Here is a 20,551-nt window from a genome sequence, read left to right as displayed (position 1 = left end):
CCCGGCCCCTTCCCGTGGGCGGGTGCGTGTGCGGGGTCCGGGGAGCGCGGGGGCTTCTCTCGGGGAAGTGGCCCGTCACGTGCGAAAAGCACTCGCGTGTGCCCGGTGGCGACTGGCAGTATCCCTCCTTTGAGACCCGTGATTCCCGCCGATCAACCGGAGAGCGCCATGCGCGAACTGAGCCACGAGGAGATCCGCTCCTCGTTCGTCAACTGTCCCAAGGGGGAGGCCAAACGGATGCACTTCCCGCCGGTCATGCCGCTCCTGGCCTGGGAGGACACGGACTTCCTCGGTTGGACCGACCCCAAGGCGCCGGGCCGCGCCTACCTGGTGATCGAGTCCGGGGAGGATCCGCTCGGGATCGCCCTGCGGCTGCCGACGGGGAACCGCAAGGGCAACTTCTTCAAGTCGATGACGTGCTCGTTCTGCCTGACCGTGCACCCCGCTGGCGGCGTCCGGCTGTTCAGCGCACCCAAGCCCGGCAAGGCCGGACGCCAGGGCGACACGGTGGGCCTGTACGTGTGCGCGGACCTGGCCTGCCCGCTGTACGTGCGGGGCAAGCGGGAGTCCGCGCTGATCCAGCCGGCGGAGACCATCACCCGCGAGGAGCGCGTCCAGCGGTTGAACCTCAACGTCGACCGCTTCGCCTCCTCCTTCCTCACTCCCGCGGGCTGACCCCCGCGGGCTCCTGGGAAGATGCGGGCCACTGGGGCCCGGCGGGCTCCGGCGCCAGGAGCTGCCCGGCGGCCAGGTCCCGGTAGAGGGAGTCGCGTTCGACCAGTTCGGCGTGGGTGCCCACCGCGCGGACCCGCCCCGTCTCCAGGACCACGATCCGGTCCGCGCTGGTGACCGTGGAGAGCCGGTGGGCGACGACGATCACGGTGGTGTCGCGTGCCGCCGCCAGCATGACCGCCTTGAGCGCGCCCTCGTTGGCGGCGTCCAGCTGGGAGGTGGCCTCGTCCATCAGGAGCAGGCGCGGGCGGCGGAGCAGGGCGCGGGCGATGGCCACCCGCTGGCGTTCGCCGCCGGAGATGGTCACGCCCCGGTGGCCGATCGGGTTCTCCAGCCCGTCGGGCAGGCGTTCGACCAGGTCGGTGAGGCGGGCGGTACGGATCACCTCCCGGATCTGCTCCTCGGTGGCGTGCGGCGCGGCCATGGTGAGGTTGCCGCGCAGGGTGCCGTCGAGGACCGGGGCGTCCTGTTCCACGTAGCCGATCTGGGAGCGCAGCTCCTCCAGGGGCCAGTCGCGGACGTCGGTGCCGTCCAGGCGCACGGTGCCGGTGGTGGCGTCGTAGAAGCGTTCGACCAGGGAGAAGACGGTGGTCTTCCCCGATCCCGAGGGCCCGACCAGGGCGGTCAGCCCGGGCCCCGAGGCCTCGAAGGTCACTCCGTGGTGCACCAGGGGCAGGTCGGGGTGGTACCGGAAGGTGACGTCGGTGAGGGAGACCTCGGCCGGTCGGGGTGAGGGGGGTTCGGTGCGGGCCCGTCCGGGGTCCTCCTGGTCGAGGTCGGTGACCTCGTCGATCCGGCGGACGGCGGCCAGGCCGGTCTGGAGCTCGGTGGCCGACTGCACGAGGGTGCTGATGGGTTCCATCAGGTAGAAGAGCAGCAGCAGGAAGGCGATGAGCGTGGACACGCTCATGGTCCCCGCCGCCACCATGCCGCCGCCGAGGCCCAGCACCACGAGGAAGCTGGTGTTGACCGCGAGCATGGACAGCGTGCCGGACAGCGCGGTCCATCCGGCCACGGAGACACCCCGCCGCCAGGACTCCACCGCGGACTCGTCGAGGCGGGCGATCTCGGCCCGTTCGGCGGAGGAGGCCTTGACCGTGCGGAAGGCGCCGAAGATCCGTTCCAGGAGGGAGCCCATCTCACCGAGCGAGGCCTGCGCCGCCTGGGTGGCGCGGCCGATCCTGGGCAGGACGACCCCCATGAGGACGCCGACCAGCACGATCATGCCCAGGGTGACGAGGAGCAGGAGCGGACTGAGCACCCCCATGACGACGATCCCGCCCACCAGCAGGACCGTACTGGTGAAGAGGTTGGTGATGCCGCTGGTGGCGACCGATCTGAGCAGGGTGGTGTCGGCGGTGAGCCGGGAGACGAGGTCCCCCGGTTTGAGCCGGTCGAGTTCGCCCACGCGCAGTCGGACGAGTCGGCCCACCAGGGTGCGGCGCACGCCGAGCACGACGCTCTGGCCGGTGCGTTCGAGGACGAAGGCGCCCAGGGCCCCGATGACGGCTCCGGCGAGCACCACGCCCAGCAGGACGAGGATCGGCCCGGAGATGGGAGCGCCGCCGCCCAGGGCGTCGATCACGTACTTGGCCATGAGCGGCTGGATCAGGCCGGTCATCCCGCCGAGGAAGGTGAGGACGCCTCCGGCGACCAGCGCCCGCCAGTGCGGTCGGGCGTACTCCCACAGGCGCCGCAGCGGCGCTTTGGGCGCCTGTCTGAGCAGTTCCTGGTGTTCCGTGTCCGGTCGTGGCATCGTCGTCCCCGTGTCCCCCTCGTTCGGAATCCACCCTCAGGGAACCGTGTTGGCCGGGGCGGCCACAAGCGCCGAAAGTAGGGGGTCCACCCGACTTCGGAAGTGAGGGGCCCCGCCGCTCGCACTATTTGTTACTGGCGAGTAGCATGGACCCATACAGTCCACCCAACGCTTGGAGAAGGAGGGGCCATCGTGTCGCGAACTGCCCGCGATGTCGTGTTTGTCGATGGGGTCCGCACCCCGTTCGGCAAGTCAGGCAAGGGCCTCTACGCCGAGACGCGCGCCGACGACCTGATCGTCCGCGTCATCCGCGAACTGATGCGCCGCAACCCGGGCCTGCCCCCGGAGCGCGTCGACGAGGTCGCCATCGCCGCCACCACCCAGATCGGCGACCAGGGCCTGACCCTCGGGCGCACCGCCGCGATCCTCGCCGGGCTGCCGCGCAGCGTCCCCGGTTACTCCATCGACCGCATGTGCGCCGGCGCGCTCACCGCCGCCACCACCGCGGGCGCGGGCATCTCCTTCGGTGCCTACGACGTCGTGATCGCCGGTGGCGTCGAGCACATGGGCCGCCACCCCATGGGTGAGGGCGTCGACCCCAACCCCCGCATCATCTCCGAGAAGCTGGTCGACCCGTCCGCGCTGGTCATGGGCAACACCGCCGAGAACCTGCACGACCGGTACCCGACCATCACCAAGGAGCGCGCCGACGCCTACGCGGTGCGCAGCCAGGAGAAGGTCGCCAAGGCCTACGCCGACGGCAAGATCCAGCCCGACCTGGTCGAGACCCTGGTCCGTTCGGCGGAGAAGGGCTTCGGCCTGGCCACGCAGGACGAGCCGCCGCGCCCCGGCACCACCATGGAGTCGCTCGCCGGTCTCAAGACCCCGTTCCGCGCGCACGGCAACGTGACGCCCGGCAACGCCGCCGGTCTCAACGACGGCGCCACCGGCACCCTGCTCATGGCCGAGGAGGTCGCTGAGGAGCTGGGCCTGGACGCCAGGATGCGTCTGGTCGACTTCTCGTTCACCGGTGTCGAGCCCGAGGTCATGGGTGTGGGCCCGGTCCCGGCCACCGAGAAGCTGTTCGCCCGCCAGGGCATCACGATCGACGACGTCGGTCTGATCGAGATCAACGAGGCCTTCGCCGTCCAGGTGCTCGCCTTCCTGGAGCACTTCGGCATCGCCGACGACGACGCCCGCGTCAACCCGTGGGGCGGCGCCATCGCGGTCGGCCACCCGCTGGCCTCCTCCGGCGGCCGCCTGATGATGCAGCTCGCGCGCCAGTTCGCCGAGCGCCCCGACGTCCGCTACGGCATCACCACCATGTGCGTGGGCCTGGGCATGGGCGGGACCATCCTGTGGGAGAACACCAACTACGAGGGGGGCAAGTGAGCACCGCCATCGAAGAAGCCCGCGAGCTTTTCAAGGACGAGGTCGTCACCAACGCGATCTCCCGCGATGTCGAGCTCCCCTACGGCGCGGGCACCGCTGTCCTGATCACCCTGGACAACGGGCACGACCACACCAAGCCGAACACCTTCGGCCCCGGCGGCCTGCTGAGCCTGGACGCCGCGATCGAGGCCGCCAAGGCGCGCACCGACATCGTGGCCGTGGCCGTCACCGGCAAGCCGTTCATCTTCGCGGTCGGCGCCGACCTCACGGGCGTCCCCGCGCTCCAGAACCGCGAGCAGGCCGAGGCCATCGGCAAGCTGGGGCACGACGTGTTCCGCAAGCTCGGTGAGCTGGACGTGCCGACCTTCGCGCTGGTCAACGGCGCGGCCATGGGCGGCGGCGTCGAGGTGGCGCTGCACTGCTCGTACCGCACCGTGTCCTCGGGCGTCCCGGCGTTCGCGCTCCCCGAGGCCTTCCTCGGCCTGGTCCCCGGCTGGGGCGGCACCTACCTGCTGCCCAACCTGATCGGCGCCGAGAAGGCCCTGAAGCTGATCGTCGACAACCCGCTCGCCCAGAACAAGATGATCAAGGGCAAGCAGGTCTTCGAGATGGGGATCGCCGACGCGATCTTCGAGCCCGCCGACTTCGTCGAGGAGTCCCTGCGCTGGGCCGCGAAGGTCGTCAAGGGCGACGTCACCGTGGAGCGCCCCGAGGTCGACAAGGGCGAGGCCTGGGACAACGCGGTCAACATGGCCCGTTTCGTGGTCGAGGGCAAGCTGCACGGCGCCGCCCCGGCCCCGGCCCGTGCCGTCGAGCTGGTCGCCGCCGCCAAGACCGCCACCCGTGACGAGGGCTTCGACGCCGAGGACCAGGCGCTCGCGGACCTCATCATGAGCGACGAGCTCAAGGCCGGTCTGTACGCCTTCGACCTCGTGCAGAAGCGCGCCAAGCGCCCGGCGGGCGCGCCGGACAAGTCGCTGGCCCGCAAGGTCACCAAGGTCGGCGTCGTCGGCGCCGGTCTGATGGCCGGGCAGCTGGCCCTGCTGTTCGCGCGCCGCCTGGACGTGCCGGTCGTCATGACCGACCTGGACCAGGACCGCCTGAACAAGGGCGTGGACTACGTCCACGGTGAGGTCGACAAGCTCCTCAAGAAGGGGCGCGTCAACCAGGACAAGGCCAACCACCTCAAGGCCCTCGTCACCGGTTCGCTCACCAAGGACGCCTTCTCGGACGCCGACTTCGTCATCGAGGCCGTCTTCGAGAAGATGGAGGTCAAGCAGCAGGTGTTCGCCGAGGTGGAGGCCGTGGTCTCCCCCGAGGCGATCCTCGCCACCAACACCTCCTCGCTGTCCATCACCGAGATGGCGTCGAAGCTCCGGCACCCCGAGCGGGTCGTGGGCTTCCACTTCTTCAACCCCGTCGCCGTCCTGCCGCTGCTGGAGATCGTCCGCGGCGACCGGACCGACGACGCCTCGCTGGCCACGGCGTTCGCCACGGCCAGGAAGCTGAAGAAGACCTCGGTCCTGTGCAAGGACGCCCCGGCGTTCGTCGTCAACCGCCTGCTCACCCTGTTCATGGGTGAGGTCCTGGGCGCCGTGGGCGAGGGCACGGAGCCGAAGGTCGCCGACCGCGCGGTCGCTCCGCTGGGTCTGCCGATGTCGCCGCTCATGCTGCTCCAGCTGGTCGGCCCGGCGGTCGGTCTGCACGTCGCGGAGACCCTGAACGGGGCCTTCCCGGAGCGCTTCGCGGTCTCCCCGCAGCTGGAGGCCGTGGTCAAGGCGGGCAAGACCGCGATCTTCGCCCCGGACCTGACCATCGACCCCGAGGTGAAGGAGCTCCTCAAGGGCGGGGACTCCCCGTCCGAGGAGAAGGAGATCCTGGACCGGGCCCTGCGCGCCCTGGCCAAGGAGATCCAGATCATGCTGGACGAGGGCGTGGTGGCCGAGGCCGCCGACATCGACCTGTGCCTGATCACGGGCGCCGGCTGGCCCTTCCACACCGGTGGCATCACCCCGTACCTGGACAAGGTCGGCGTGTCCACCGAGGTGAACGGCAAGCCGTTCCACGAGGGCGCCCCGAAGGCCTTCTAGGCCCCCGGTCGCCCAGGGCCCGGTCTCCCCCCAGGGAGACCGGGCCCTTTCGCGTCTCACGGCCCTGCCACGGGCGCAGGTAACTCACCCCCGCCGTCCAGTGGCCCTCTGTAACGTGTGACGTGAGTGTTGCCCCCACACACGGCCAGCGGGCCTTGGAGGAGCTCATGATGACGGACACGTACGAGTACACCAGTGCCTGGACCGAGGGTCTCAGGGCCGAGGGCAGAGCCGAAGGCAGGGCCGAAGGACAGGCCGATGCCAAGGCCGAGTCCGTTCTGCGTGTGCTCCGGGCGCGTGGGAAGTCCCCCGACGGCGCGGCGCGGGAGCGGATCGAGAGCTGCCGTGACCTCGACCAGCTCGACGTGTGGTTCGACAGGGCCCTGAGCGTCGGTCGGGTCGAGGAGCTCTTCGAGGACTGAGGGCCGGTTCGGCCGACCGGCCGGGGTGGGCGGTCGGCCGGGGTGGGCGGTCGGCCGGGGTGGGCGGTCGGCCGGGGTGGGCGGTCGGCCGGGGTGGGCGGTCGGCCGAAAGTAGAATGCGGCCATGAACGAGGCGAGTGGGTGGGTCTCCCCCCTGTGGCGACTGACCGGGTTCCGACTGATCAAGCTCGGAGAGCTCCTCCAGGCGACCACCGCGTCCGCCTTCGAGGACCTGGAGGTCAGCCCGCGCCAGTTCCACGTGCTCGCGGCGACGGCGTCCATGTCCGAACCCTCACAGCGGGAGCTGAGCCGGGCCCTGGGGATCGACCCCAACGTCATGGTCGGGATCGTGGACGAACTGGAACGGCTCGGTATGGCCGAGCGGGTACGCAACCCCCGTGACCGCAGGCGCTACATCGTGACCCCCACCGCACGGGCCCTGGAGGTCCTGGAGCGGGCCCGCGCGGAGGCCGAGCGGCTGGAGCGCGCCTTCTTCTCCGAACTGAACGAGGAGGAGCGCGCCGCCCTGCACGACCTGTCCGGTCGGTTGGTGACGGCGCACCCCCGGGTCACCAAGACCGAGTAGTCAGTGGTTCAGCCCCAGCCTGGCGTGCACACGGCGCAGGGGCGCGGGGGCCCACCAGTTGGCGCGCCCGGCCAGGCGCATGGTCACCGGGACCAGCACACCCCGGATCAGTGTGGCGTCGACCAGGATCACGGCGGCCATCCCCACCGCGAGCATGATCAGGTAGAACACGCTGGAACTCGCGTAGACCGCGAAGGAGGCCGCCAGCACCAGGGCCGCCGCCGTCACCAGCGGGCCGCTGCGCTGGAGCCCGGCCGCGACCGCCGACGCGGTGTCGCCGGTCAGGTCGTACTCCTCCTTGATCCTGGCCAGCATGAACACCTCGTAGTCCATGGACAGCCCGAAGGCCACGCAGAACATCAGGATCGGGAAGGTCACCTCCAGGGTCCCGTTGGCGGTGAAGCCCAACACCCCGGACAGGTGGCCCTCCTGGAACACCCAGACGATCACGCCGAACATCACGGCCAGGCTGAGCACGTTGAGCAGGATCGCCTTGAGCGGCAGCAGCAGGCTTCCGGTCATCAGGAACAGCAGCACGAAGGTGACCGCCAGGATCATCCCCACCACCAGGGGCACCCGTTCCAGGAGGGCGTCGCCGAAGTCGGTGAGGTCGGCCGGGTAGCCGCCGATCGCGGTGTCGGCCGGGGCGGGCACGTCGCGGACGCGGTCGATGAAGCCGGAGGCGTCCTCCAGCGCCGTCATGTCGGGAACGACCGAGAACCACGTCGCCCCCTCGGAGCCGAAGCGTTCGGTGGCCGAGCCGGGTGTGCCCGTGAGCCCCCCGTCCTGGTAGGTGCCGGTACGCGCGTCGACCTGGGACACCCCGGAGACCCGGGACAGGGCGGCGGCGTAGGCGTCGACCTCCTCCGTGGTGGTGTCGGAGTCGACCCAGACGTGCACGGCGTCCATCTCCTCCTGGGCGAAGCCCGCCTCGACCTGTTCCTGGACGTCCCGGCTGGAGTGGCCCTCGGGCAGGACGCGCGCGTCGGGCAGGCCGAAGTTGATCCCGAGCACGGGCAGCGCCAGCAGCAGGACCAGACCGAGGGCGGGCAGCCCGTAGAGCAGGGGACGGCGCGTGATCCGGAGTGCGTTGGCGTGCCACCATCCGCCGTCGGCGCGCGGCTCACCACGGGGGCGGACCCGGTGCCCCACCCGGGCGAGTGCGGCGGGCAGGACCACCAGGGCGGCGACCACGGAGGTCAGGACCACGCCCACCCCGGCGTAGGCGAACGACTGGAGGAACGGGAAGGGGAAGAGGAGCAGGCAGGACAGCGCGATGGCGACGGTGAAGCCGCTGAACACCACCGTGCGCCCGGCGCGGGCCACGGCCAGTTCCACGGCCGCGGGGACGTCGTGGCCCCGGGCCAGCTCCTCGCGGAACCGGGTGATCACGAACAGGCCGTAGTCCACGCCGAGCCCGATCCCCATGACCAGCGTGAGGTTGGCGGCGAAGGTCGACACCTCGGTGAGCGCGGCCGCCCCGCGCAGCAGGGCGAGGGTGGTGACCACCGAGTACACCCCCATGGCCAGGGTGAGACCGGCCACCGAGACCCTGCGGTAGAGCAGCAGGAGGAGGGCGAACACCAGCGGCAGGATGATGATCTCGGCGCGCACGAAGTCGCTCTGGGCCTGGGCCGCCGCCTGACGGAAGATCTCGTCCCCACCCCCGACCTCCACACGGATCACGTCGTCGGAGCGCGCGAAGTCGGGTGAGATGTCGGCGAGCGCGGTGCGGGCCTCGGTGACCGTTCCCGACATGCGCGCGGTGACCAGAGCCTGGGCGGCGTCGGTGGAGCGCATCGCCGGTGAACCGTCGCGCGACCAGTAGGAGGCGGTCTCGGCCACGCCGTCGCGGGAGGCCAGCTCCTGTTCCAGTGCGGTCGCGGCCTCCCGGACCTCGGGAGCGTCGACGGTGCCCCGCTGGGCGGTGACCAGCAGCAGGACGTGGTGTTTGCCCGTACCGAACTCCTCCTCCAGGGCCTGTTCCACCTGGTGGGACTCGGATCCGGGGCTCTCGAACCGGCTGAGTTGGAGTCGGTCGAGGGTTCCCGCGGCCAGGACGAGGGCGGCGAGGCCGACGGCCGCGGCCAGCAGGAGGACGCGGCCGGAGCGGCGGGCGACCGTCCGGCCGAGTCTGGCCAGGGGTGAGGGGCGGGGTGGGGTCGTGAGGGGTGGGGCGGCCAAGGCTTCTCCTGGAGCGTGCGTGGCGCCGGGTCAGGTGCACCGATCCCTTATTGGTAAAGCAAACATATCGTATGCACTCCATATGATTAAGGGGCTCCTCCCCCGGGACAGGCGGAACCCCGCCCGGCACACGGCCGAGCGGGGTTCCGGGGTTCCGGGGTTCGGTTCAGACGCCCGCGGGGATCCTCTCCCGCCGTTCGCCGGCCTCGGAGACCTCCTCGTCGCCGCCCTCGGAGATGCCGATCCGGTCGTGCAGCCACCGCAGCGGGCGCGGCAGCCACCAGTTCCAGTCACCGAGCAGGCGCATGGTGGCGGGCACCATGACCGCCCGCACCAGGGTGGCGTCCACCAGCACGGCGAGCGCGAGCCCGATGCCGATGATCTTCAGGAAGAGCAGCCCCGAGGTGCCCATCGCCACGAGCACCACCCCCAGCAGCAGGGCCGCGCTCGTGATGATCCGGCCGGTGCGCTGGAGCCCCAGGGCCACCGACCGGGTGTTGTCGCCGCTGCGCAGGTACTCCTCCCGGACCCGGCTCAACAGGAACAGTTCGTAGTCCATCGCCAGGCCGAAGGAGACGATCATGATGAGCACCAGGTACGTGGGATCGATGGTGCCGACCGCGTCGAAGCCGAGCAGCCCGGCGAAGAACCCCTCCTGGAAGCCCCAGATCACCACACCGAGTGAGGCGCCCAGCGACAGCGCGCCCATGAGAACCGCCTTGACCGGCAGGACCACGGAGCCGAAGGCGAGGAAGAGCAGCACCAGCGTGGAACCGATGATGAAGGCGACCGTCTTCGGGGCCTCCTGGACGATCGCGTCCAGGTTGTCCAACTGCATGGCGGCCACACCGCCGACCAGGGTCTCCTCGGCGCCGTCGGGACCGGGCTCGGCACGCACGTCGCGCACCAACCGCTGGACCTCGGGGTCGTCCGTGGCGCCCTGGTAGGCGACCTCCACGTGCGCGACGCCCTCGTCCGTTCGGGCGACGCTCGTACGGACCGAGCCGGGCAGGGCGTCGAGGCGCTCCACGTACTCGTCGATCGCCTCCTCCCCGGTGTCACCCAGCACCGCCACGTGCAGCCTGCCGACCTGTCCGGCGGGGAAGTCCTCCGCCATGGCCTCGGTGCCGATCCGGCTGGAGGCGTCGGCGGGCAGGTAGCGCTGGTCGGTGGCGCCGAACTGGGTCGAGGCGAGACCGGAACTGAAGGCCACCAGCACACAGCCGACGGCGACCAGGGACACGGCGGGGCCGCGCATCACGGTGCGGGCGAACCTCGCCCAGGCGCCCGCGTTCTCGTCGATCACACCGGTCACGGTCCGGCGCGGCAGCGGCAGTCTGAGCCGGTCGATCCGGCGGCCCACCACCGCCATCAGGGCGGGCAGGAAGACCAGGGCGGCGATCAGGTCGAAGGCCACCACGGCGATGCCGCCGAACCCGATGGACTTGAGGATGGGCTGGGGGAAGAACAGCAGGCCCGCGAAGGCGATACCCACCGTCACGCCGGAGAAGGCGACGGTGCGTCCGGCCGTGTCCACCGTGCGGCGGACCGCGTCGGGGACGGTGCGCCCACGGCCCAGCTCCTCACGGAAGCGGCTGACCATGAACAGTCCGTAGTCGATCGCCAGCCCCAGGCCCAGGAGGGTGGCGACGTTGATGGCGAAGACCGACACCTCGGTGACGGAGGTCAGCGCGCGCAGGACGGTGAGGGAGCCGAGGATGGCCAGACCGCCGACGGCGAGCGGCACCAGACCGGCGACCAGGCCGCCGAAGATCAGCACCAGCAGCAGGAGCAGGACCGGGAGCGTGATGAGCTCGGCGCGGATGATGTCGCTCTCCGCCGTCTCGGAGAGTTCGTGCTCGACCGCGACGGGGCCGCCCAGGTGGGTCTCCAGCGGGCCGGACTCCAGGGCCCGCGCCGCCGCCTCGAACTGGTGCAGGCGCTCCTCGTGCGTCTCGCCCGAGAGGGTGACCGGCACGTAGGTCGCGTGCATGTCCTCGGACACGAGCATGCCGCGCTCGACCTCCGAGAGGTCCTCGTCCAGGTACAGGTCATAGCCGGAGACCTCGTCGGGCAGGTCGTCGGTGATCCGCTGCACGGCCTGGGCGAAGGTCGGGTTGTCCACCCGCATCTCGTCGCTGCGGTAGATGGCGATGACGTCGATGTCGTCGTGGCCGAGCTCCTCCTGGAGCACGTCCATGGCCCGCGAGGACTCCGAGTCCGGGTCCTCGAACCCGCTCTGGCTGACGTCGGAGAAGACGCCGAGGCCCCACACCACGGAGAAGGCCGCGAAGAGTCCGGTGAGGGCCAGGATCCACCACCGGCCCCGGTGGGCGCCGAGCCCCAGTCGGCCGAAGAACCCCGTGTGTGTCGGCATGGGCCGCCCTTTCAAGCGAACGCTCGTCATGTTCGTGAACACCGTTTGCTAACGGTGTTCACTTAAGCGTGCAGGCATTACGATGTCAACATCACCGAGACAACCAATGCGCCTCGACCCTGGCGCGTGAGACGGGGTGTACCGCAGCACATGACGAAACCGCCGGTCACAAGCGACCATCGGACCGGGGGCACGCTGAGCCGCCGCGAGCGTGTGCGCGAGGCCACACTCTCCGAGATCAAGGAGATCGCCCGCAGACACCTCGTGGAGTTCGGGGTCGTCGGGGTGTCCCTGCGCGCGATCGCCCGCGAGATGGGCATGACCGCTCCCGGCCTGTACCGCTACGTGCCCGGGATCGACGCCCTGCTCGTGATGATCACGGCGGAGATGTACGAGGAGCTGGCCGACGTGGTGGCCGACGCCGACGCGAGCATGCCCGTGGACGACACCGACGGCCGCATCCTCGTCTCGCTGCGCGCGTTCCGGAACTGGGCCATCACCCACCAGGCCGAGTTCTCGGTGATGTTCGGGCCGAGGACCCGGCTGGACCCCGAGGCCGACATCACCCGCGCCCTGGAGGCGGGCCGCCGTTTCGGTTCCACGTTCTTCACCCTCTTCGACCGACTGGTCTCGGAGGAGCGCTTTCCGTTGCCGACGGACGAGGAGATCCCGAACGCGCTCCGCCCCGAACTGCGTTCCTTCGCCGACTCCGTCGGATTCACCTCACCCGACATCTCCGAGGGCGCCGTCATGGTCCTCACGGCCTGCTGGGTGCGCCTCTATGGCGTGGTCTGCATGGAAGTGTTCCAACATCTGAGTTTCGTGGTGGGGGACATGGAACCATTCTTCGAGTCCGAGCTTCAGAACATGGCGAAGGACCTCGGGGTTCGCTATTCCCCGCCCCGTATGGCGGGGGGTGCCTGACCGGGACTCGTCCGTTCAAGCCCCATACTGGAGGTCTGCGGCTATTGCCGGATTCGTGGGTACGAATCCGGCATGCCGTTCCCGTGTAGGCGCGACGACGAGGACGATCCCGTGGAGAACCGAACCGGAGCTGAACAGCCCGGGGAGAACCCTCCCCACCCGGACCGGACCGGCGCCCAGCAGCGACCGCCCGAACATCCGGGCACGTCCCGCCACGACGCCCCGAGCCCGGCCGAGGCCCAGCCCCCACGGGGCCCGGAGCCGGAACCGTCGGCTGCCCAGACCGCCCCGAGCCCAGCCGAGGACTCCGTCGATCCTGCGGAGTCCCCGCAGGCGCCCGGCACGCCGCACGAATCCCAGGCCGCCCGGACGCCACCCCCCACGCAGGTCCAGCCAGGGCAGCCGCAGAGCGCGCCGGTGTCCGCGCAGGCGAACCCTCAGTTCCAGAGACCCCAGCCGCCGCGCAGCCCGCACGGGCACCAGGGGTCCGCGCAGGGTCCACAGCAGCCCCAGGGCCGACCAGCCGCCTCTCCCCCACCTCCGCACGGTCAGCAGACCGCCCACAGCTCTCAAGCGCCGCTCGCCCCACAGGCACCACACATGGCACAGGGGCCGCAACCCGGACAGCCACAGGCTGGGCCCGCACACGCTCAGCAGGTGAACGTGCCGCAGGACCCGCCGCGTCAACATGTTCCGGGGGCTCAGCCGCCGCAAGCGTCTCAAGCAACCAATCTGATCCAGGGCCCCCAGGCGCCACAGGCCGCGCAGGGGCACTCAAACGAGCAGACCCCGAGGGCCCAAGCCCCACAGGGGCCACACGACCCACGGACCACCTACGGGCCTCAAGCGCCGCTCGCCCCACCCCCAAAGGGCCAGCAGGGGCCGCAGGGGCAACAGTTCGGCTCTCAGGCTCCGCGTGCGGCGCACGGACAGCAGCCGGGTCACCACCAGCCCGCACCTGGGACGAACGTCGCGTGGGGGCAGCCCCGGCCGCCGTACGCCGCGCAGGCGCCGCAGGGGTACCGGCCACCCACGGGGGCTCCCCAGTGGACGCAGGGCCACCCCCCGGCACACGTGCCGCCGTTCCACCCGCCGACGGGGGCCGGGTACCACCCGCAGCCGCAGTGGGGGACGTACCCGCCGCCGCGCCGGAACCGGGGCAGAGCCGTGCTGGTGGCGGCGTTCTCGGCGGCCTCGGTCGCTCTGGTGGCGCTGATCGCCAGCGTGGTCATCGTGGTGAACACCCCGCAGGAGGAGGTCTCCACCGGCGGGACCGACCTGTCGGCGTTCTACGACACCTCCCTGTACGCCCGGCCGAACCCGGCGGAGGTCGACATCGTCGACCACCCGCTCTACGGCGTCGCCATGCCCGAGTCCGTCGACTGCGCCCTGCCGGAACTGCGAACCGACTCGGACGACTCCTGGGAGGCGTTCGCCAACGAGGCCGGGACCTGCCTGAACGAGCTGTGGGCACCGGTCATGGACGAACTCGGCCTGGACCCCGAGCTGCCCGAGATCACCGTCACCGACGAGTCCCTGGAGACGGACAGCGAGGACTCCTTCACCCTGGCCTACTACGAGAGCGACCGGGGCCTGATCACCGTGGTCCTGCCGAACGTGCGCCAGGTCGGTGAGCAGATCCCCGACACCCACCAGGCGGACGTGTGGCTCGCGCTGATGGGCCACGAGTACGCCCACCACGTGCAGTACGCCACCGGCATCCTGAGCATCTCCCACGACCTGCGCCTCAGAGCGGGCAGCGAGGCCGACGAACTGGACACCCTGCGCCGCACCGAGCTCCAGGCCGAGTGCATGGCGGGTGTCGGGCTGCGCGGCCTCACCGATCCGGAGGGCGACTCCCTGGACGTGGTCAACCTGCACTTCAACGGCGGCGGCGACCTGGACACCCACGGAAGCGCGGCCAACCGCGCGCACTGGCTGGAGTCGGGGTACACCAGCCCGACCGTGGGCGGGTGCAACACCTACGACGCGGCCGCCGGGGACGTCACCTGACCTCAGCCCTGTCCGAGGATCCTCCGGTAGGCCTCCCAGTCCCGGTACTTCACGCGTTCCCCCCGGTCCAGGTCGGCGGCGTGCCCCGCCTCGGCGGTGTCGATACGCAGCCAGCCCTCGTAGTCGCTGTGCCGCAGCCCCCGGTCGTCCAGCACCCGTTCCAGGGCGACGGGCTCGGGGACCGAGTCGCGCAGGCGGGGGGCGTCCTCCAGCAGTGCGCGGACGGTCCCGGCGGCGTCGGACTTGTTCGTGCCGATCACCCCGCTGGCTCCCCGCTTGATCCACCCGGCCACGTAGTCGCCCGGCACCGGTGTCCCCTCGGAGTCCAGCACCCGGCCCTCCTCATGCGGGACGGTCCTCGCACCCGGGTCGAAGGGCACCCCTTCGAGGGGCACCCCGGCGTACCCCACCGAGCGCATCACCATGCCGACGTCCAGGACCTCGTGCTCGCCGGTTCCCTCCAGACGCCCCTCCGGGGTGAGCCGGGTGCGCTCGACGCGTAGGCCCTTCACACGGTCCTCGCCCAGGATCTCCTCGGGCCGGGACCAGAAGTGCAGTTCGACGCGGCGCGGGCGCCCCTCGGGGACGCGCTCGGCCTGTTCACGCAACAGCCTGAGGTTGGTGCGCGCCGCCCGGGACACGTCACGCAGCTCCGGGCGGTCGTCCCCGATCTCGGTGAGGTCGATGTCCACCTGTTCGGGGCGCACCACGATGTCCGCCCCGGGGAGGTCCAGCAGGTCGCGGAGTTCGGGCGCCGTGAACTTGGCCTGGAGCGGTCCCCGGCGGGCCAGCAGGTGGATCGTGCGCACACGGCTGGCGGCGAACACCTCCAGCACGGCCTCGGGGACGTCCGTGTGCCGGAGTTCGTCGGCGGTCTTGGCCAGGACGCGGACCACGTCGAGGGCGACGTTGCCCGCCCCGACCACGGCGACCTCCTCGGCGTCGAGGGCGAAGTCGTCCCACGTGTTGTCGGGGTGCCCGCAGTACCAGTTGACGAAGTCGGTGGCGGCGACGCTGCCGGGCAGGTCCTCACCGGCCACACCCATGCGCCGGTCCACGCTGGCGCCGGTCGCGTAGACGACGGCGTGGTGGGAGCGGGCCAGGTCGGCCCGCGTGAGGTCGGTGCCGAACTCGACCCCGCCGATGAACCGCACGTGCGGGTGCTCCAGGACCCTGCGCAGGGTCTGGGCCACGCCCTTGATCTTGGTGTGGTCGGGGGCCACGCCGTAGCGGACCAGGCCGTAGGGGGTGGGCAGCCGGTCCACGATGTCCACCCGGACCGGCACGCGGCGCTGGCGGGTGAGGGCGTCGGCGGCGTAGACCCCGGCCGGGCCGGAGCCGATCACGGCCACCCTGAGCGGAGTTTCGTCCTGGGCGCTGGGCTGGTCGGTCATGACCCCATTCTGGCAGCACCGGAGGCGGTTCCGGCGCTGCCAGAGGGGTGTGGGTCAGGCCTTCTCGTCAGCCAGTTCGGGCTGCTGGCCGCCGCGCTCACTGTGCCGGGAGACGGTCTCGGTGAGCTTGCGGGACAGCTCCTGCGGGGTCAGGCCCTGCTGCTGGAGGATGCGGTCGCGCTTGGCGTGGTCGAGGAACTCCTGCTCGATACCGAAGGTCCGCACGGGCACGTCCACGTCGTGGTCGCGCAGCAGGCGGGCCACGGCGTCCCCGACGGCGCCGGTGCGGCCGTTGTCCTCCACGACCGCCACCACGGAGTGCTCGGCGGCCTCGTCCACCAGGGCCTCGTCCAGCGGCTTGACCCATCTCGGGTCGATCACCGTGACGCCGATGCCCTGGTCGGCCATGCGGTCGGCCACCTCACAGGCGACCTGGGCCATGGTGCCCACGCCAACGATGAGCAGGTCCTTGCCGTGTCCGCCGTCGGTGGCGCGGCGCAGCAGGTCCATGCCGCCGACCTTGCCGATCTCGGGGAGCTCCTCGGCGACGGCACCCTTGGGGTAGCGCACGACCGTGGGGGCGTCCTCGACGGCGACGGCCTCGCGCAGCAGGGCGCGCAGCCGCGCGGCGTCACGCGGGGCGGCCAGGCGGAGTCCGGGGACCACCTGGAGGATGGACATGTCCCACATGCCGTTGTGGCTGGCCCCGTCGTTGCCGGTGACGCCCGCGCGGTCCAGGCAGAAGGTGACGCCCTGGCGGTGCAGGGCGGCGTCCATGAGCACCTGGTCGAAACAGCGGTTGAGGAAGGTCGCGTAGACGGCGACCACCGGGTGCAGGCCGTTCATCGCCATGCCGGTGGCGGCGGTGGCGGCGTGCTGCTCGGCGATCCCGACGTCGAAGACGCGGTCGGGGTAGGCGTCCGCGAACTTGTTGAGGCCGGTCGGGTGGAGCATCGCGGCGGTGATGCCGACGATGTCCTCGCGCTCGCCGCCCAACTCCACCATGGTGTTCGCGAAGACCGACGTCCACTTCTCGACCTTGGGGCCGGGTTTGGCCTCACCGGTGTCGATGTCGAAGGGGCCGGGGGCGTGGAACTGGTCCTCGTCGTGGTTCTCGGCCGGGGCGTAGCCCTTGCCCTTCTGGGTGATGACGTGGACGATCACCGGTCCGCCGAAGTCGCGGGCCCGGCGCAGGGCCTTCTCCACGGCGGGCTCGTCGTGTCCGTCGATGGGGCCCAGGTACTTCAGCCCCAGGTCCTCGAACATCATCTGCGGCTGGATGGTGTCCTTGAGGCCCTTCTTGAGGCCGTGCAGGGCCTCGTAGAGGGGCTGCCCGACCACCGGGGTGCGGTTGAGGGTGTTCTTGGCCAGGTCCAGCGCCTGCTCGTAGCCGGGGGTCATGCGCAGCGAGGAGAGGTGGTCGGCCAGACCGCCCATCGTGGGCGAGTAGGAGCGGCCGTTGTCGTTGACGACGATGACCAGGCGCCGGTTCCGCTTCTCCGCGATGTTGTTCAGGGCCTCCCAGGCCATGCCGCCGGTGAGGGCGCCGTCACCGATGACGGCGACCACGGTCCGGTCGGTACGGCCCTGGACCTCGTTGGCCTTGGCCATGCCGTCGGCGTAGGACAGCGAGGTGGAGGCGTGGGAGTTCTCGATGAAGTCGTGCTCCGACTCCGCGCGGGACGGGTAGCCGGACAGGCCGCCCTCGGACTTCAGGTCGCTGAAGTCGTGGCGGCCGGTGAGGACCTTGTGCGCGTAGGCCTGGTGGCCGGTGTCGAAGAGGATGGGGTCCTTCGGTGAGTCGAAGACCCGGTGCAGCGCGATGCTCAGCTCGACGACGCCGAGGCTGGGACCGAGGTGCCCCCCTGTCTGGGAGCAGGAGTCGACCAGGAAGTCCCTGATCTCCCGGGCCAGCGCAGGGAGCTGGTCGGCCGGGAGCTTCTTCAGCGCTTCCGGATTGTGTATCGACTCGAACAGTGTCACTGTCTCGTCAGTCCCCTCGTCCAGCGTGTCCACGTTACGTTTGCCCGCTCCAGCCCCTGACGTGGGCCGGACATGGCTACCGACAGGTATACGTACCCGAGTTTATGGGCCTTCGCCCGCGGGTCACACCCGGCGGCCCTCCGAGGCTACGGATTCGACGGTACCCACGGCATAAGGGTCTGCCCCTTCCGGAGGACACCGCCGGGCCCGCACCCGCCTCGGAGGTTTCGGCGTAGATTACTCCCTCTTGGGAGCGGGTTTACCTGAGACGGCCCGAGTGGCCGAGGTTAGCCGAGAGCGGCCTGTGTGAGGAGGCCGATCGCGGAGACGGTCACCACACACAGCAGGGCCTTCCTCATGAGCTTCGGATCGACCCACCGGCGGACCCGGTTGCCGACGAGGAAGCCCAGGCCCACGCAGGGGATGGCGGCGATCCCGGCGGCGGCGGTGCGGCCGTCCAGCTGCCCGCCGATCCCGAGGGACAGCAGGGAGAGGGCGCCCCCGAGCAGGAAGAACGCGGCCAGGGTGGCGCGCACGCGCTCCGGCGGTTCGTGCTGGTAGAGCAGGGCCATGGGCGGTCCGCCCACCGAGGTGGCGGTCCCCGCGAACCCCGAGAGGGTGCCCGCCGCGACCAGGGAGACGGGGGTGATGCGCACCCGGAAGGACCGCACGGTCAGGGCGACGGCAACGAGCACCATGACGCCGACCACCGCCGCGAGGGCGCGGGGTTCGAGGACCGCCACGACCCACACCGCCAGCACGGTTCCCGGCACGCGGGCGGGAAGCCCCCAGGCGAGGCCGCGCCAGTCCACGTGGCGCCACTCCTGGACGAGGGTGAGCATCGGCAGGACGATCACGGCGATCAGGAGGGAGCCGGGCATGAGCGTGGGGTCGAGGAAGGAGATCACCGGGGCGGCGACCAGTCCGAGGCCGAGCCCGACCATGCTCTGGACGGCGGCGCCGGCGAGGACGGCGGTGGCCGCCACCAGGAGGAAGATCCAGGCGTCGATCTGCCCGAACAGGGCGTGGGACGTGGGTGTGAGGAGATCAGCGAACATGAGGGGGCCGACGCTATATCCCCCTCTGGCCGATCGGGATTAGGAGATAGGGACATGGGACGACGGCGTCTCCGCGGATCGTCGCACCTGGTCCGCGTAGGCCGTCGCCCGCTCGGGGTGCAGGAACCAGTCGATCAGGCCGGTGGGGTCCCCGAAGGAGTTGGCGAACCGGTCGGCGGTGGGCTGGTGCCCCTCCGCCAGCCGGTACAGCTCCCACACGTGCTGCGGTCCGGCCAGCATCACTCTGCTCCACGCGGTGACCTGCCGCGCGTGGCGCCAGTAGGCCGCGAAGGCCGCGCGCATGAAGCGTTCGTCGAAGGGACGCGTCCCGTGGTCGACGATGGCGCGGCGGTAGACGTCGGCACACAGGGAGGCCATGTTGGCGCCCTGCGAGGTGACGGGGTCGTTGCTGACCACGGTGTCGGCCATGCCCAGGACGGGGGTGCCGTCGGCCAACCGGGCGACGGGCTCGCGCACCACCGGGGTGTGGGCGCCGTGGAGGGCGGCGAGGGGGTCGGCCAGCCGGGCCCCGGCGAAGCGCTCGTGTTCCCAGGGGGCGTGGCGGCGGAGGGCGTCTAGCAGGCCTTCGAGCACGTCCTCGCTGGTGGCGCCGGGGCGCAACGGCCGGTCGAGTGGCCCGCCGGGCACGGCCTCGACCATCAGGGCCTGGCAGAGGCCGTTCACGGAGAGAGTGGGCAGGGTGAGCAGTTCACCCGCTCCGGGGAAGGCCGTCCGCCCCAGGACACCGCCGTGCGGATGCGGGTCGGCCCCGGTGACATAGGCCAGGGAGAGCACGCGCTGGGGCTCGGTGAAGGGTGAACGGCGTTCGTCGCGCGGGAAGAGCCCGGCGAGTCCGCCCCGGCCCGCCGCGACGACGACCAGGTCGTGTTCGGCGTTCAGGGCCTCCAGGTCGTCGGGGGTGACCCGGCTCCGGACGACGCGGCCGCCGCCCCGGGCGAACAGCTCCGCCCACGCGGCCAGTTTGAGCCGTTGGTCCACCGACCGGGCGGGCTCGTCCAGGTGTCCCACCCAGTCGGTCTCGGGTGCGGTTCCCCCCTCCGGGGCGGCCACGCGCATCCCCACTCCGGTGACGTCGGGCGCCCGGTCGCCCCAGAGGTCCAGTCCGTGGCGGCGTTCACGGCGCAGGGCCGGTCCGAAGAGGCACTGGGTGGACATCACCCGCCCGGCCCGGATCTCCTCCGGGCCCCGGGGGTCGATCAGGGTGACGTCGTAGTCCTCCGCGAGCAGCCCGAGGGCGAGCTGGAGCCCGGACGGTCCGGCACCGACGACGAGGATCTTGCGCATGGTTCTCCTGGCTGGGTCCCGGGAGCGGCGCGGGCGCGAACGCCGGACGCCCGGGGCTGGGTCGAGGGACGCGGCGAACCTAACAGCGCTCCGAAGGCCGCTGATTCCGCCCCTGACCTCGGGACCTTCGACCCCGTGCCCGTCGGGACCAACGCCCCGGACACCGGGAGTGGCCCGGGTCACGGCGGCCGTCGGCCCCTCCGGACGACGCTTCGGGAGCGTGTCCGTGTCAGCGCAGGTCGCACCGGGTATCGGCGGTCCGACCCGGCGGGCCCGGCCACTCGCCCCCTCCCCCGCCGCCGGGGCGGTCCGCGCCCCCGTCCACGGGGAACGCG

At 71.2% G+C, this 20,551-nt stretch carries 15 protein-coding genes; 7 read left to right on the top strand and 8 right to left on the bottom strand.

Annotation, left to right across the window (positions count from 1 at the left end):
• The first annotated feature begins 168 nt into the window (after nt 1-168).
• Complete coding sequence (locus AC0VYM_RS12900) at nt 169-675, top strand: FBP domain-containing protein (RefSeq protein ID WP_475462509.1); 507 nt, start codon at nt 169-171, stop codon at nt 673-675.
• On the opposite strand, the gene AC0VYM_RS12895 is transcribed toward AC0VYM_RS12900, so the two are convergent.
• Nucleotides 659-2,488, bottom strand: a complete 1,830-nt coding sequence (locus AC0VYM_RS12895; protein WP_475462507.1) for an ABC transporter ATP-binding protein — start codon at nt 2,486-2,488, stop codon at nt 659-661. The genes AC0VYM_RS12900 and AC0VYM_RS12895 overlap by 17 nt on opposite strands.
• Nucleotides 2,489-2,704: 216 nt before the next feature.
• On the opposite strand from AC0VYM_RS12895, the gene AC0VYM_RS12890 reads away from it, so the two are divergent.
• From AC0VYM_RS12890 to AC0VYM_RS12875, 4 genes are all read left to right on the top strand, one after another.
• Nucleotides 2,705-3,880: a thiolase family protein gene (locus AC0VYM_RS12890; protein ID WP_475463017.1), complete on the top strand. Its 1,176-nt coding sequence runs from the start codon at nt 2,705-2,707 to the stop codon at nt 3,878-3,880.
• Nucleotides 3,877-5,970 carry a 3-hydroxyacyl-CoA dehydrogenase NAD-binding domain-containing protein gene (locus AC0VYM_RS12885; protein ID WP_475462504.1) on the top strand — a complete coding sequence of 698 codons (2,094 nt, stop codon included), beginning with the start codon at nt 3,877-3,879 and terminating at the stop codon, nt 5,968-5,970. Before AC0VYM_RS12890 ends, AC0VYM_RS12885 begins: the two co-directional genes overlap by 4 nt.
• A gap of 122 nt (nt 5,971-6,092) precedes the next feature.
• Entirely contained in the window at nt 6,093-6,392 is a 300-nt protein-coding gene (locus tag AC0VYM_RS12880) for a hypothetical protein (protein ID WP_475462502.1), read from the top strand.
• Nucleotides 6,393-6,516: 124 nt separating this feature from the next.
• A complete protein-coding gene (locus AC0VYM_RS12875; protein ID WP_475462500.1) occupies nt 6,517-6,978 on the top strand; it encodes a MarR family winged helix-turn-helix transcriptional regulator in 462 nt (153 codons plus the stop codon).
• On the opposite strand, the gene AC0VYM_RS12870 is transcribed toward AC0VYM_RS12875, so the two are convergent.
• Nucleotides 6,979-9,162: an MMPL family transporter gene (locus tag AC0VYM_RS12870; RefSeq protein WP_475462499.1), complete on the bottom strand. Its 2,184-nt coding sequence runs from the start codon at nt 9,160-9,162 to the stop codon at nt 6,979-6,981.
• A 166-nt stretch (nt 9,163-9,328) separates the two neighbouring features.
• Entirely contained in the window at nt 9,329-11,539 is a 2,211-nt protein-coding gene (locus AC0VYM_RS12865; RefSeq protein ID WP_475462496.1) for an MMPL family transporter, read from the bottom strand.
• A gap of 150 nt (nt 11,540-11,689) precedes the next feature.
• On the opposite strand from AC0VYM_RS12865, the gene AC0VYM_RS12860 reads away from it, so the two are divergent.
• Nucleotides 11,690-12,463, top strand: coding sequence for a TetR/AcrR family transcriptional regulator (locus AC0VYM_RS12860; protein ID WP_475462493.1), 774 nt, complete (start codon nt 11,690-11,692; stop codon nt 12,461-12,463).
• A 15-nt stretch (nt 12,464-12,478) separates the two neighbouring features.
• On the opposite strand, the gene AC0VYM_RS12855 is transcribed toward AC0VYM_RS12860, so the two are convergent.
• Nucleotides 12,479-13,153 carry a hypothetical protein gene (locus AC0VYM_RS12855; RefSeq protein ID WP_475462490.1) on the bottom strand — a complete coding sequence of 225 codons (675 nt, stop codon included), beginning with the start codon at nt 13,151-13,153 and terminating at the stop codon, nt 12,479-12,481.
• 477 nt (nt 13,154-13,630) lie between these two features.
• On the opposite strand from AC0VYM_RS12855, the gene AC0VYM_RS12850 reads away from it, so the two are divergent.
• Entirely contained in the window at nt 13,631-14,476 is an 846-nt protein-coding gene (locus tag AC0VYM_RS12850; protein WP_475463015.1) for a neutral zinc metallopeptidase, read from the top strand.
• Between the two features lie 2 nt (nt 14,477-14,478).
• On the opposite strand, the gene AC0VYM_RS12845 is transcribed toward AC0VYM_RS12850, so the two are convergent.
• The 4 genes from AC0VYM_RS12845 to AC0VYM_RS12830 form a co-directional block, all read right to left on the bottom strand.
• Nucleotides 14,479-15,870, bottom strand: coding sequence for an FAD-dependent oxidoreductase (locus AC0VYM_RS12845; RefSeq protein ID WP_475462487.1), 1,392 nt, complete (start codon nt 15,868-15,870; stop codon nt 14,479-14,481).
• Nucleotides 15,871-15,924: 54 nt separating this feature from the next.
• Nucleotides 15,925-17,853 carry a 1-deoxy-D-xylulose-5-phosphate synthase gene (gene dxs, locus AC0VYM_RS12840; protein ID WP_475462484.1) on the bottom strand — a complete coding sequence of 643 codons (1,929 nt, stop codon included), beginning with the start codon at nt 17,851-17,853 and terminating at the stop codon, nt 15,925-15,927.
• 287 nt (nt 17,854-18,140) lie between these two features.
• The gene (locus AC0VYM_RS12835) at nt 18,141-18,911 is read right to left on the bottom strand and encodes a sulfite exporter TauE/SafE family protein (protein ID WP_475462481.1); all 771 of its coding nucleotides are present in this window, start codon (nt 18,909-18,911) and stop codon (nt 18,141-18,143) included.
• A gap of 39 nt (nt 18,912-18,950) precedes the next feature.
• The gene (locus AC0VYM_RS12830) at nt 18,951-20,216 is read right to left on the bottom strand and encodes a styrene monooxygenase/indole monooxygenase family protein (RefSeq protein WP_475462478.1); all 1,266 of its coding nucleotides are present in this window, start codon (nt 20,214-20,216) and stop codon (nt 18,951-18,953) included.
• Between the last annotated feature and the right edge of the window lie 335 nt (nt 20,217-20,551).

It is taken from the genome of Nocardiopsis sp. iso_237 (assembly GCF_056173345.1).
The sequence above is the reverse complement of the archived record's forward strand: the minus strand, read 5'-3'. Positions and strand labels throughout refer to the sequence as shown.